The 14,159-nt window shown below is 67.9% G+C and carries 11 protein-coding genes; 10 read left to right on the top strand and 1 reads right to left on the bottom strand.

Features of this window, described 5'->3' with window-relative positions:
• Positions 1–22: 22 nt before the first annotated feature.
• Positions 23–886: a crotonase/enoyl-CoA hydratase family protein gene (locus VL15_RS21105; RefSeq protein ID WP_048248248.1), complete on the bottom strand. Its 864-nt coding sequence runs from the start codon at positions 884–886 to the stop codon at positions 23–25.
• Positions 887–1,819: 933 nt separating this feature from the next.
• Between VL15_RS21105 and VL15_RS21100 the strand changes: the two genes are divergently transcribed.
• The 10 genes from VL15_RS21100 (at position 1,820) to VL15_RS21055 (ending at position 14,159) form a co-directional block, all read left to right on the top strand.
• On the top strand, positions 1,820–2,542 hold the full coding sequence (locus tag VL15_RS21100; protein ID WP_048248247.1) for a winged helix-turn-helix domain-containing protein: 723 nt from the start codon (positions 1,820–1,822) through the stop codon (positions 2,540–2,542).
• A 13-nt stretch (positions 2,543–2,555) separates the two neighbouring features.
• Positions 2,556–5,150, top strand: coding sequence for an ATP-binding protein (locus VL15_RS21095; RefSeq protein WP_230684494.1), 2,595 nt, complete (start codon positions 2,556–2,558; stop codon positions 5,148–5,150).
• 157 nt (positions 5,151–5,307) lie between these two features.
• Positions 5,308–6,585: an ABC transporter substrate-binding protein gene (locus tag VL15_RS21090; protein WP_080970900.1), complete on the top strand. Its 1,278-nt coding sequence runs from the start codon at positions 5,308–5,310 to the stop codon at positions 6,583–6,585.
• 68 nt (positions 6,586–6,653) lie between these two features.
• Positions 6,654–7,610 carry a carbohydrate ABC transporter permease gene (locus VL15_RS21085; protein WP_048248245.1) on the top strand — a complete coding sequence of 319 codons (957 nt, stop codon included), beginning with the start codon at positions 6,654–6,656 and terminating at the stop codon, positions 7,608–7,610.
• Position 7,611: 1 nt separating this feature from the next.
• Positions 7,612–8,442, top strand: coding sequence for a carbohydrate ABC transporter permease (locus VL15_RS21080; RefSeq protein WP_048248244.1), 831 nt, complete (start codon positions 7,612–7,614; stop codon positions 8,440–8,442).
• Positions 8,443–8,476: 34 nt separating this feature from the next.
• On the top strand, positions 8,477–9,613 hold the full coding sequence (locus VL15_RS21075) for an ABC transporter ATP-binding protein (RefSeq protein WP_048248243.1): 1,137 nt from the start codon (positions 8,477–8,479) through the stop codon (positions 9,611–9,613).
• A 98-nt stretch (positions 9,614–9,711) separates the two neighbouring features.
• Positions 9,712–10,521 (top strand): ThuA domain-containing protein, encoded by an 810-nt coding sequence (locus tag VL15_RS21070; protein WP_048248242.1) that lies wholly within the window; start codon positions 9,712–9,714, stop codon positions 10,519–10,521.
• Positions 10,518–11,666, top strand: a complete 1,149-nt coding sequence (locus VL15_RS21065; RefSeq protein WP_048248241.1) for a Gfo/Idh/MocA family protein — start codon at positions 10,518–10,520, stop codon at positions 11,664–11,666. Before VL15_RS21070 ends, VL15_RS21065 begins: the two co-directional genes overlap by 4 nt.
• 148 nt (positions 11,667–11,814) lie before the next feature.
• A complete protein-coding gene (locus VL15_RS21060) occupies positions 11,815–13,230 on the top strand; it encodes a maltoporin (RefSeq protein ID WP_080970899.1) in 1,416 nt (471 codons plus the stop codon).
• A 5-nt stretch (positions 13,231–13,235) separates the two neighbouring features.
• Positions 13,236–14,159: an aldo/keto reductase gene (locus tag VL15_RS21055; RefSeq protein WP_230684493.1), complete on the top strand. Its 924-nt coding sequence runs from the start codon at positions 13,236–13,238 to the stop codon at positions 14,157–14,159.

Raw genomic sequence — 14,159 nt, 5'->3', positions numbered from 1 at the left:
GCAAGCGGCGGCGCCCGTCGCGTTACACCGTGCGCAGCTTCGACACGCGCCGGTTCTGCAGCATCACGAGGCGTTCCATGTACGCGAGGTCCTTCGGCTCGATCGTGAACGCCGCATGCACCCACGCTTCCGTGATGTCCATCAGCTCCGAGCGCGACAGCTGGAACACGCGCTCGCGTGCGCGCAGCATCGCGCGCACGCCGTTGAGCTTCGGTTTCGTCACGTCGATGAAGGTGCGCGTCGCGAGATACGCGTCACCGGCGTCGAACGTCTGGTCGATCAGCCCGCAGTCCTGGTACCACTCGGCCGCATGCGGTTCGCCGGTCGAGATCAGCGATTCCGCGAGGCCGCGGTTCGCCTTGCGCGCGACGAGCGAATAACCGCCCATGCCCGGGAACAGGTTGAACGCGATCTCGGGGAATCCGAGCTTCACGCCTTTCTGCGCGAGCACGAAGTGATGCGCGAGCGCGGCCTCGAAGCCGCCGCCGAGCGCGCTGCCCTCGACCATCGCGAGCGAGATCGCACCGGTGCCGAAGCCCGTGTAGATCTCGTAGACGCCGTCGATGCAAGAGCGCGCATAGGCCATCAGTTGGTCGCGCCGGCCGCTGCGGATCGCGTCGACGAAGAAGCTCAGGTCGCCGCCGACGTTGAACAGCTCGGGGACGAGCGAGCCCGTCACCCAGAAGTCGAACGGCAGGCCCGAGTCGCGTGCGACGCGCGCCAGGTGGATGATGTCGGTGACGAGTTGCTGGTTGAAACACGGCCGCGGCTCCGATCGCAGCATCATCCACATGACGTTGCGGCCTTCTTCGTAGAAGGCAGTCAGTTGCGAGAGTTCGCCAGCTTCATAAAACGGGCGGCACGCCGGATGGGATAGGAGTTGCATGGTATGTCCTCGTGAGATGTGGTTATTGAAGACCGCGCGCCCGGCGCCATGCGGGAATCGGGTAACCCGCATGGCGCCGGGCGCGAGGCATTGACATTGTTGCGCGCACAATCTCGGCCGATGTGTTGAGTGGGTCACCCGATTGCGCCGTCGGCGAACACGCGGCGGCAGGAAAATCGGTTACACGCGAACGAATCGATGTGTGACCGCCGTGCGACGCGGGAAGCCGGTTTCTCGCGGATTTCGCGCAAGACGCGCGCGATTCGGCGGGCTGCGCAGGTATTTCGCGTGTGAATTTTTTTGGAGAGGAACCGGCAGCGACGGCGATGCGGAGCGATCGTCGCTACAACGGAAACCGGATGGGCCGCGATCGAGCGATCGCGGTGAGTGGCACTGTGACGCCGAACACGACATGAGCGATCGTGATCGGGCAGCGACAACGAGACGTCGATTTAGTTCGTCATGCAGATCGATTGATGAAATCACCGTGGATCGATGCGCGCGTCAGGCGTGCGTGACGTGTCGGCGGTCCGATCGTGTTCGGGCATCGGGCACGCCGGTGCGGCCGGTGTTTCTGCTCGGCCCGTGAGCCCGATGCAATCGCGTGGCATTCCGTACCGTCGGCTCGCCCGTTCGGGCGGCTATCCGGGCAGGGTATTCACCGATCGCGACACGGTTGCGCCGCAATTTTGCGACGTTAAAATCCCGCGCGCGTTCTATTGCGCCCCGCGCAGGCGAAAGCAGTGCCCCGCCCATCGTCATGCCCATGCGCGTGCACGGGAACTTGCCAGGATTGGCCCGGATCGGCCACCATTCGCTTCCGGCCCGACTGCGTCATCCCACCGCAGTCCGGCCTCATACCGACAAAAATGCCAGCCCGCACCGCGCGGCCGATCGAATCGGCGCGCGCGACCGGCTTGGAGGAGAACACCCATGTCAGAAAAACATCGGATCCTGGTGCTGGACGACGATCCGGACGTGCGCGTCTGGCTGAAGAGCGTGCTGGAAGAGGCCGGGTTCGAGGTCTCGGCCGTCGACAGCGCCGCCGGGATGCAGCAGCAGCTCGCGGCCGCGCCGCACGCGCTCGTGATTCTCGACCTGAAGCTGCGCGGCGAGGACGGCCTGACGGTCGCGCGCGAGCTGCGGCGCCGGTCCGACGTGTCGATCATCATGATCAGCGGCCTGGGCGACGAGACGGATCGGGTCCTCGGCCTCGAGACCGCGGCCGACGATTTCGTCACGAAACCGTTCTCCGGGCGCGAACTGATCGCACGGGTGCGCGCCCAGCTGCGGCGCACGATCGAGCTGTCGATGCCGCGCCCCGCGTCGAACGGCGGCGGCCCGCGCTACTGCTTCGACGGCTGGACGATGGATCTGGCCGCGCGCACGCTGACGCACAACGGCGGCCCGTGCGCGCTGACGCAGGGCGAATTCGAGTTGCTCGCGGCGATGGTGCAGCAACCGTCGCGGGTCTGGTCGCGCGACCAGTTGCTCGAACATACGCGCGGCTTCGGCATCGACGTGTACGACCGGACGATCGACGTGCTGATCCTGCGCCTGCGCCGCAAGATCGAGCCGAACCCCGAGCAGCCGACCTACATCCGCACGCAGCGTGGCATCGGCTACGTGTTCGCGGTGCCCGTCGTGCGCGTGTGACGCGATGCGCACGATGGTGAGGCTGTTGCCGCCCTGGAGTGTCCGGGCCAAGCTGATCGCGACGTTCCTGCTGCTGTTCGGCATCACGCTCGCGGTCGTGGTGGTCGGCGTGCTCGGCATGCGCGCGAACCAGAACGCGCTCGACGAATATGAGGCGAACGTGGTGCCGGAGATTGCCCGCGCGCTCGAGTTGTCGGACAAGGTCGCACAGCTCGCCGCGGTCGCGCCGAGCATGATGCTGACCGATTCGCCGGACTTGCTGCACAACGACACCGAGCTGATGCGCGGCCTGCTCGGCGACATCCGGCGGCTGTCGCCGGGCTTCGGCAAACAGCCGGGCCCCGCCGCGAAGGCGGGCGAGCAGCTCGCGGTGATCGACGATCTCGACGCGATCGACCAGGATCTCGCCCGGCTGCTGATCGTGTCGGGCCGGCAGCGGCAGCTCAAGGAGGAGCTGAACGCGCTGCGCCTCGCGAACGACCGCATCGGCGACAGCATCGCGCGCGACAAGAGCGTGATCGCGCAGCGCGCGCCGACGCTGCTCGAGATCTGGGCCCGCACGGCCGGTGCGCTGCAGGCGGCCAACGCCGCGGAGCTCGGCAGCGCGGAAAGCGACAACGAGGCGCTGTGGCTGCGCGTGCGCGAACGCGCCGAGGACCGCCGCCAGCCGGCGCTTGCCGATGCGCTGCAGCAACTCGACGGCGGCGCGCGCAGTGTGTTCGCGGTGCGCCGCGAGTTTCTGTCGAGCGAAGCGCAGACGGGTTATCTCGTCACGCTCCTGCGTGGCCACGCGGATCACCTGAGCGGCAAGTCGGCACGCTATGTCGAGCGCTTGCGGCAGATCGCCAGCGAGCGCAGCGACAAGGTGCGCAAGGTCGCGGTCTCCAGCCAGTCGGGCCTGCTGCTGCTGGCCGTCGCGGGTGTCGTGGTGGCGCTGCTCGGCGTCGCGTATGCGAGCCGTATCCTGCACAAGCTGCAGGCGATGACGCGCGTGATGGCGCGACTCGCGAAAGGGATCACGTCCGACCGGATGCCGTCGACGCACCGGCCGGACGAAATCGGCGAGCTGGCGCGCGCGTTCGAGGTGTTCCGCACCAACCTGATCGAGAAGGAGCAACTGACCCACGGGCTCGAGTCGCAGCGCCGCCTGCAGGAGTCGGTGCTCAATTCGATGAACGACGGGGTGTCCGTCCACGACACGCACGGCAGCCTGATCGCGTGGAACCCGACCTTCGCGACGCTGCTCGGGATCGACCCGGGCACGCTGCATGCGGGTCTGTCGCTCGCGATGCTGCGCCAGGCCATGCATCAGCCCGCGCGCTGGCGCCAGGTGTCGCGCGCGACCGCGACCCTCACGTCGGACGGCGCGCGCATTGCCGCGTCGGCCGAACTGCACCTGCGCGACCAGCGGACCCTCGAATTCCACTGCCAGCCGCTTCCGGACGGCGGATGGGTGGCGGTCTGCCGCGACCTGACGAGCCGGCGCGCGGTCGAGGCGGAATTGCGCCAGGCGCAGAAGATGGACGTGCTCGGCCAGTTGACGGGCGGCGTCGCGCACGATTTCAACAACTTCCTCGTCGCGATACTCGGCAACCTGGAGTTGCTGCTGCCGCGGCTCGACGGCCAGCAGGACGCGCAGACGATGGCCGAGCGGGCGCGCCGCGCGGCCGAACGCGCGTCGCGGCTCACGCGGCGGCTGCTCGCGTTCGCGCGGCGCCAGCCGCTGCAGGCCGAACGCGTGTCGGTCAGGGCGATGCTCGCGGAGATGCTCGATCTCGTCGAATACTCGGCGGGCCAGCGGGTGACCGTCGTGCTGGAGCCGGCCGCCGAGCCGATGTGGGTGAACGTCGACCGCGGCCAGCTCGAGAACGCGGTCCTCAACCTGGCGCTCAACAGCGCCGCCGCGATGCCGGGCGGCGGGACGCTGGCGCTGGCCGCGCGCCGCGCACCGGCGGCCGACGGTGTCGCCGCGCCGCACACGATCGTGCTGAGCGTGACCGACACGGGTTGCGGGATCGCGCCGGTGCTGCTCGACAAGGTGATCGAGCCGTTCTTCACGACCAAGGCGGCCGGCGAGGGGAGCGGTCTCGGGCTCAGCAGCGTCTACGGCTTCGTGCGCCAGAGCGGCGGCGATCTGCACATCCACAGCGAGGTCGGCCAGGGGACGCGCGTGGAGCTGTGGCTGCCCGAGAGCGCCCCGCCCGAACGGCGCGGCGCGCCGGCCGTCACGGTGGCCGCGCCCGTTGCCGGACCGGCCGGTGCCCGCGTGCTCGTGGTCGACGACGATCCCGAGGTGCGCGACACGGCGCTCAGCCAGTTCGCGGCACTCGGCGCGTGGGCCGACGCGGTGGCGACCGGCGACGCGGCATTGCGCTGGCTGGCCGAGCACGGCCCCGTCACGCTCGTGCTGTCGGACATCTCGCTCGGCGCGGGCGGCAGCGGCATCGCGTTTGCGGCGAGGCTCGCCGAGCGCTGGCCGGCGCAGCGCGTCGCGCTGACCTCGGGCCTGCCGCCCGAGATTCATCAGACCCATCCCGACTGGCGCGCGGACCTGCCGTTCGTGCCGAAGCCGTTCGATCTGGCGGCGCTCGCCGCGCTGCTGGGCTGACGCACGACGGCGATTGTTTCGATTGTTAATGGCGCGGCGCGTTTCCGAAATTTTCGATTAACCGGACTGGAGTCTCATAGACCCACGGCACCCGGCGACGCGCTCGCGACACCGCGGCGCACGATTCGAACGATTCGAAAAAAACTGGAGACACCGAATGATGAAGCTCAAGGCGGGTTTGCTGACGATGGCGCTCGCGATGACGGCCGCCACGGCCACCAGCGCCGGCGCGGCGACGCTGCGGATCGCATGCGGCGCAGCCGGCGTCGACCAGGACATTTGCCAGGTCTCGGCGAAGCGGTGGGCCGAGAAGACCGGCAACGAGGTCGAGTTCATCAGCATGCCCAATAACTCGAGCGAAACGCTGGCGCTGTATCAGCAGTTGCTCGGCGGCGGCTCGGACAAGATCGACGTGATGCAGATCGATACGGTCTGGCCGGGCATCCTCGCGAACCACCTGATCGACCTGAAGCCGTACAGCAAAGGGCTGGAAAGTCAGTCGTTCCCGAGCATCGTCGCGAACGATACGGTGAACGGCAAGCTGGTCGCGATGCCGTGGTTCATCGATACGGGGCTGCTCTACTACCGCAAGGACCTGCTCGACAAGTACCGCGTGAAGGTGCCCGCCACGTGGGAGGAGCTCGATGCCACCGCGCGCAAGGTCCAGTCGGGCGAGCGCGCCGCGGGCAACGAGAAGGTCTGGGGCTACGTGTGGCAAGGGCGCGCGTACGAAGGGCTGACCTGCGATGCACTCGAATGGGTCAGCAGCTACAACGGCGGCACGGTGGTCGACGACAAGGGCCGCGTGACGATCGACAACCCGGGCGCGATCAAGGCGCTCGAGCAGTCGGCGAAATGGGTCGGCACGATCAGTCCGAAGGCCGTGCTGAACTACGGCGAAGAAGAGGCGCGCGGCGTGTTCCAGGCCGGCAATGCCGTGTTCATGCGCAACTGGCCGTACGCATGGGCGATCGCGAACCGCGCGGGCAGCCCGATCAAGGGCAAGGTCGGCATCGCGCCGCTGCCGAAGGGTGGCGCCGACGGCCGCCCGGCCGCCGCGCTGGGCGGATGGCAGCTCGCCGTGTCGCGCTACTCGCCGAACCCGAAACTGGCCGCCGATCTCGTGATGTACATGGCGAGCGCGGACGTGCAGAAGATGCGCGCGATCCAGGCGTCGTTCAACCCGACGATGCCGGCGCTCTACCGCGACAAGGACATCCTGCAGGCCAACCCGTTCATGGCCGACCTGCTGCCGACCTTCAGCACGGCGGTCGCGCGGCCGTCGACCGTGACCGGCGCGAAGTACAACCAGGTCAGCAACCAGTTCTGGAATGCCGCGCACGACGTGCTCGCCGGCAGCGACACCGCAGCGAGTGCGCTCGCGCGGCTCGCCGCCACGCTCAACCGGCTCGCGCCGGGCGGCAGCTGGCACTGAGCGCCGCGGCGCGCGATTGATCGATCGGGCCGGCCTCCGCAGGGTGCCGGCCTGACAGGAGACATCGAATGAGAACCGGAAGCATCGAGATAAGTAGCACTCCTGCATTCGTGCAGGAACCCGTCCGGGCCCGAGCCGGGCTTGCCCGCGCGCGCCGGCGCCAGGCGTGGCTGCTGGTGGCGCCCGCGTTGCTCACGCTGGCGGCAATCGCCGGCTGGCCGCTGCTGCGCACCGCGTGGTTCAGCCTGACCGACGCGCAACTGTCCGACCTGTCGCAGCGTCATTTCGTCGGCCTCGACAACTATCTCGGCGCGGCGGGTGTGCTGCGCGACCCGGCCTGGTGGCAGGCCGTCGGCAATACCGTGCTGTTCGCCGTCGTATCGGTGGTGCTCGAGACGGGCACGGGCCTCGGCGTCGCGCTGCTGCTGGACGTGCCGTCGCGGCTGCGGACGCTGCTGCGTGCGGCCGTGCTCGTGCCGTGGGCGATCCCGACCGTCGTGTCGGCGAAGATCTGGAGCTGGATGCTCAACGACCAGTTCGGGATCGTCAACGCGATGCTGATGTCGATCGGTGCGATCCATGAGCCGCTCGCCTTTACCGCCGATGCGCACCTCGTGTTCCCGACCATCGTGCTCGTCGACGTGTGGAAGACCACGCCGTTCATGGCGCTGCTGATGCTCGCCGCGCTGCAGACCGTGCCGCGCGATTGCTACGAGGCCGCGCGTGTCGACGGCGTGCCGCGCTGGCGCGTGTTCCGCTCGGTGACGCTACCGCTGATCCTGCCCGGCGTGCTGGTCGCGATGATCTTCCGCTCGCTCGACGCGTTGCGCGTGTTCGACCTGATCTACGTGATGACGTCGAACAGCCGGATCACGAAAAGCATGTCGATCTATGTGCGCGAACAGCTGATCGATTTCCAGCAGGTCGGGTTCGGGTCGGCGTCGGCGATGTTGCTGTTCGTCTCGATCGTGCTGTTCACCATCGGCTACATGGCGATCAGCCGCCGCCGGATGCAGGAGGCCTGACATGAAGAAGCATCCGCTCGACATCGCGATTCACGGGCTGCTGTCGGCGCTCGTGCTGGTGATCTCGCTGTTCCCGTTCGTCTACATGATCGGCACGTCGATCAAGCATGGCGACGCACTGTTCGATACATCGCTGTTTCCGGCGAGTCCGTCGCTCGACAACTATCGCCAGCTGTTCCGCGACCAGCCGTTCGGCGCATACCTGCTGAATTCGGCGCTCGTCGCGGGCGGCGCGGTCGCGCTGTCGCTCGCCGTGTCGGTGCTCGCCGCGTATGCGCTCGGCCGCGTGTCGTTCCGCGGACGCGGGGTGCTGATGATGTGCATTCTCGGCGTGTCGATGTTTCCGCAGGTCGCGATCCTGTCGGGCCTGTTCGAGCTGGTCCGCTCGCTCGGCCTGTACGACCACCTCGGTGCGCTCGTGCTGTCCGACCTGATCTTCACGCTGCCGTTCACGATCTGGATTCTCGTCACATTCATGCGCGAGTTGCCGCGCGAGCTGGAGGAGGCGGCGCTCGTCGACGGCGTCGGCGTGTTCACGCTGATCTTCCGGATCTTCATGCCGCTGCTGCGGCCGGCGCTGGCCGCGACGTCGCTGCTCGCGTTCGTGTCGGCCTGGAACGAGTTCCTGTTCGCGCTGACCTTCATGATCTCGTCGAGCCAGCGCACGGTACCCGTCGCGATCACGATGATCTCGGGCGCGAGCAGTTACGAGTTGCCGTGGGGAACCATCATGGCCGCGTCGGTCATCGTCACCGTGCCGCTTGTGCTGCTGGTGCTGGTGTTCCAGCGGCAAATCGTCTCCGGCCTGACTGCCGGTGCGGTCAAGGGTTGACGCGTAGCGGCCCGAACAGGATCAAGAGGAAAACATGAGTCAGATCAAGTTGAGCGGTCTTCGCAAGCAGTTCGGCACGACCCCCATCCTCAGCGACGTGAATCTCACGGTCGAGCAGGGCGAGTTCTGCGTGTTCATCGGCCCGTCGGGCTGCGGCAAGTCGACGTTGCTGCGGATTGTCGCCGGCCTCGAGGAACAGAGCGCGGGCGACGTGTGGATCGACGGCCGTTGCGTCAACGCGTTTGCGCCCGCGCAGCGCGACATCGCGATGGTGTTCCAGAGCTATGCGCTTTATCCGCACATGTCCGTCTACGAAAACATGGCGTTCGGCCTGCGTCATCTGCGTTTGCCGAAGGACGAGATCGACCGGCGGGTGCGGCTCGCTTCCGAGTCGCTGCGCCTCGGCGAGCTGCTCGAACGCAAGCCCGGCGCACTGTCGGGCGGCCAGCGGCAGCGTGTCGCGATCGGCCGCGCGATCGTCCGCAAGCCGAAAGTGTTCCTGTTCGACGAACCGCTGTCGAACCTCGATGCGGCGCTGCGCGTGAAGACGCGCGTCGAGATCGCGAAGCTGCACCGCAGCCTCGACAGCACCAGCATGATCTACGTGACGCACGACCAGGTCGAGGCGATGACGCTCGCCGACAAGATCGTGCTGCTGCGGCCGCTCGAAGGGCGCAGCGGGATCGCCAGCGTCGCGCAGATCGGCACGCCGCTCGATCTGTATCACCGCCCGGCGAGCCAGTTCGTCGCCGGTTTCATCGGCTCGCCCGCGATGAACTTCCTGCCGGCCAGCGTCGCGGTGGCCGGCAGCGGCGAGGTTCGCGTGCTGGTCCGCGATCATCCGCTCGGCGCCGATGTGTCCGGCGACGGCCTCGAGACGGGCGCCGGCGTGACCCTCGGCATCCGCCCCGAACACGTGCGGGTCGGCACCGGCGCCGTGACCGGCCAGGTCGCGCACGTCGAGCAGATGGGCGAACACACCTATCTGTATCTCGACACGCCGCTGTGCGACCAGCCGATCGTCGCGAAGACCGATGCCGCCGGCGCGCGGGTCGGCGAGCGCCTGCGCGTCGATCTGCCGGCGGGCGCGCTGCATCTGTTTCATCCGGACGGACGCGCGGCGGTACGCACGCCGCGCGAGCCTGCCGCACCGGCGCTCGCGATCGCCTGAGCGGCGCGCGGTACCCGGCGAATCCAGCTACAGGTTTCAGGCGGCCACGGCGCATGGCCGCTGTCGAATTGGCGCCAAATCATCGATAAAGGATAGTCATGCTAAACAAGAAGCTTTCAGTGATCGTATGGAACGAGTTCGAGCACGAACGGGAAAACGCGGGCGTGCGCGCGATCTATCCCGATGGCCTGCACCAGGTGATCGCCAGCGCGCTGGCCGAGACGCCGGCGCTCGGCCACGGTGCGTTGCCGCTCGAGATCGGCACCGCGACGCTCGACCAGCCCGAGCACGGCCTCAGCGAAGCGCGGCTCGCCGCGTGCGACGTGCTGATCTGGTGGGGGCACAAGGCCCACGCGAAGGTCTCCGACGAAATCGTCGAGCGCGTGCAGCGCCGCGTGCTCGAAGGGATGGGCCTGATCGTGCTGCATTCCGGGCACTTCTCGAAGATCTTCCGCCGCCTGCTCGGCACGAACTGTTCGCTGAAGTGGCGCGAGGCAGCGGAGAAGGAGCGGCTGTGGGTCGTCGAACCGTCGCATCCGATCGCGGCTGGGCTTGGCGAGTACTTCGAGCTGCAGCACGAGGAAATGTACGGCGAGCGTTTCGACATCCCGCAGCCGGACAGCACCGTGTTCATCTCGTGGTTCGAGGGCGGCGAGGTGTTCCGTTCGGGCTGCTGCTGGGAGCGCGGTCACGGCCGGATTTTCTATTTCCGCCCCGGGCACGAAGCCTACCCGACCTATCACGACCGCAACGTGCAGCGCGTGATCGCGAACGCGGTGCAGTGGGCCGCGCCGCGCGTGAACCTCGCCGACCGCTGCCCGAACTCGCCGCCGCTCGAAAAGCTCAGCGAGAAAAGCCAGCAGTTCGCGCACGTCGGCATCCAGCAGGGCGCAGGAGACCTCGCATGAACGACGATTACAAGGTTGAGCTGCCGGAAGCGGCGGCGATTGCACGCGGCCGGCGCCTGCGTGTCGGCGTGATCGGGCTCGGAATCGGCGGCAAGCATATCGAAGGCTGGCGCGAGCATCCGGACGTCGACGTGGTCGCGATTGCCGACCCCGATGCGAAGCGGCTCGCGAAGGTCGGCGACGCGTTCGGCATCGACGCGCGTTATGCGTCGGCCGACGCGATGCTCGCAGCGGAAAAGCTCGACGTCGTCAGCGTGTGCACGCCGAACAAGTTCCATCGCGAGTTGACGCTCGCCGCGTTCGACGCCGGTTGCCATGTGCTGTGCGAGAAGCCGATGGCGCTGAACGCTGACGAGGGGCGCGAGATGCTGATCGCCGCGCAGCGCGCCGGCAAGCGGCTGATGATCAATTTCTCGTACCGTTTCAGCGCGCAGTCGCGCGCGCTGAAGGCGCAGGTCGAAAGCGGCTTGTTCGGCGATTTCTATTTCGGGCGGACGGTCTGGCATCGCCGGCGCGGGATGCCCGGCTTCGGTGGCTGGTTCGGCACGAAGGCGCTGGCGGGTGGCGGGCCGCTGATCGATCTCGGCGTGCATCGTCTCGATCTCGCGCTGTGGCTGATGGGCTATCCGAAACCCGTGTGGGTGATGGGCAGCACCTACGATCCGATCGCGCGCGAGCTGGCGGCGCGTGCGGGCAAGACGTTCGACGTCGAGGATCTCGCGGCCGCGCTGATCCGCTTCGACAACGGCGCGACACTCGCGCTCGAGGCGTCGTGGGCGACCAACATCCAGGAAGCGGAGCTGATGGAAACCCGCCTGCTCGGCACGCGCGCCGGGCTGTTGCAGAAGAACCTGAACGAGGGCTACACGTTCGACGCGCACGTGTTCATCGAGCAGAACGGCGCGCAGTTCGACATGCGCCTGAATCCGCCCGCGGAGGGCGCGCATTCCGCGATGTACGACTACGCGGAAGCGATTCTGTGCGACGTCCCGCATCCCGCCCCCGGTGAGGAAGGGCTGATCGTGATGGAGATTCTCGACGCGATTTATGCGAGCGCGGCCGCGGGCGAGCCGATCCGCATTCACGCGCCGGGACCGGCGGCCGTCGACGCGTCGCCGGTGGTGGATCTCGACGTCGCGGGCTGAAGCCGCGGGCTGACTTCGTACCGGGCCGGCGCGCGGATCGTCCACCACGCCGGCCCGTCAGCAGCATGACGGACGACGCAGCACACACACCTATTCGATGACGCCGCGCATTGCACGCGGCGCACAAATAACGTTTGGAGACACGTTCATGATCGACGAAGCAGGCTGCGCCGCGCGCGGCCCCGCACGCACCCCGTTCAGGCTCACGCGGCTCGCCGCCGCTTTTTCGCTGGCCGTCGCGTCGGCCGCACTGCATGCGGCGCCGGACCCGGCCACGACAGTCGCCGACAGCGCGCCGGGCGGTCTCTCGCAGGCGACCGGCGTCGTGCCGGCCGACACGAGCCCCGCCAACGTGGTGACACCGACGCCGTCGTCGGCCTGGAACCAGCTGACGCCGTGGACGCAGTTCCATGGTTATATGCGGGCCGGCGTCGGCACGAGCGACGGCCATACGCAGGCCTGCTTCCAGTTGCCGGGCGCACCGAGCAAATACCGGCTCGGCAACGAATGCCAGGTCTACAGCGAGCTGGAGATCGACCAGACGCTGTACAAGTTCTCGAACGGCATGCAGCTGTCGGCAGTGGGGATGGCGAGCCTCGTCAACGATCTCGATCGCACGCCGACCTTCAGCGGCGATCACGGCCGCGTGCGCATGCCGGAGTCGTACGTGCAGCTCACGAATTTTCCAGGGCTCGACGACATGCGGGTCTGGTTCGGGCGCATCTACTACCGGCGCAACGACGTCCACATGAACGACTTCTATTACTGGAACCCGAGCGGCCTCGGCGCGGGCATCGAGAACGTACCGATCGGCGGCGGCCTGAAACTCAGTTATGCGCTGTTCCGCGAGGACTACATCGACCAGCCGAACTACGCGACGCGCCATGACCTGCAACTGTCCGGCGTGCATCCGAACCCCGGCGGCGAACTGCAGTTCGGGCTGTCGTACATCCCGGCCCGCGCGCCGGTGCTGAATTCGAGCGGTGTGCTGCAGGACGCGCACAGCGGCTGGTCGTTCACGGTCCAGCACGTGCAGACCAACCTGCTCGGCGGCAAGAACAAGCTCGCGTTCCAGTATGGCGTCGGCCCGGGCACGGGCCTCAGCTACACGGGCACGCTGACGAACGACAACCGCTACAAGAGCTTTCGCGTGCTCGATGCGTTCGACTGGCAGGCGACGCAGAACTTCAGCGGACAGGTGGTCGGCATCTATCAGCGCGACATCGCACCGTCGGGCGGTTCGCAGACGTGGGTGTCGATGGGCGTGCGTCCCGTGTATGCGTTCACGCAGCACATCAAGCTGCAGGGCGACCTCGGGCACGATCGCGTGACGCCGTCCGGCGGCCCGACGCGCACGCTGCTGAAGGCGAGCGTCGCGTTGACGCTCGCGATGGACCGCTCGTTCTGGTCGCGGCCGGAATTCCGCGTGTTCTACACGTATGCGCGCTGGAACCAGGCGGCGCAGGACGCGGCGGCGCCCGGCGATCCGTTGTCGACGACGGGCATTTTCGGCACCTCGCGCTCGGGCTCGACGGTCGGCGCGCAAGTCGAATGGTGGTGGTGAACGACATGACGGAACGCTGTACGACGATATCGATGGGGGTCGATGCCGCGCCGTTCTCGCGCATCGTGTTCGGGATGTGGCGGATCGGCGATTGGGCGTTGTCGGTCCGCGAGCGCCGTGCGCTGATCGAGGCGGCGCTGGAACTCGGCGTGACGAGCTTCGATCATGCGGACATCTACGGCGACTACACGGCCGAGGGCCTGTTCGGCGACGTGCTGGCCGATGCGCCGCACTTGCGCGAGCGGATGCAGATCGTCACGAAGTGCGGGATCCGGCTCTTGTCCGCGCGCCGGCCCGCGCACGGGATCAAGCACTACGACACGCGGGCCGCACATGTCGTCGCGTCGGTCGAGCAGTCTCTGCGCGCGCTGCGCACCGACCGGCTCGACCTGCTGCTGCTGCATCGGCCCGATCCGCTGATGGATGCCGACGAGGTCGCCGCGACCTTCGCCGCGCTCCGGCGCGATGGCAAGGTGAAGGACTTCGGCGTATCGAACTTTACGCCGGCGCAGGCTGCGTTGCTGCAGGACCGTATGGCGGCGCACGGCATGTCGCTCGCGACGAACCAGGTCGAGTGCTCGCTGCTGCATCTCGCGCCGCTCGACGACGGCACGTTCGACCAGGCGCAGCACTGGCGCTGTCCGCCGATGCTGTGGTCGCCGCTCGCGGGCGGACGCCTGTTGACGGAGGCGTCGCCCGCCGCGGTGCGCGTGCGTGCGAGCGCGGCGCGGATCGGCGACGCGCTCGGCGTGTCCGCGACGACGGTGCTGTTCGCGTGGCTGCTCGCGCTGCCGTGCCGGCCGCTGCCGATCGTCGGGTCGAGCCGGATCGCGGCGCTGCGCGAAGCGGTAGCGGCGACCCGCGTCGCGCTCGGGCGCGAGCACTGGTTCGAACTGCTGGACGCGGCGCGCGGCGTGGAGGTGCCATGA

Source organism: Burkholderia cepacia (assembly GCF_001039005.1).
Lineage (GTDB): Bacteria > Pseudomonadota > Gammaproteobacteria > Burkholderiales > Burkholderiaceae > Burkholderia > Burkholderia theae.
Note: the sequence above shows the minus strand (reverse complement) of the source record. Positions and strands in the feature narration are given on the sequence as shown.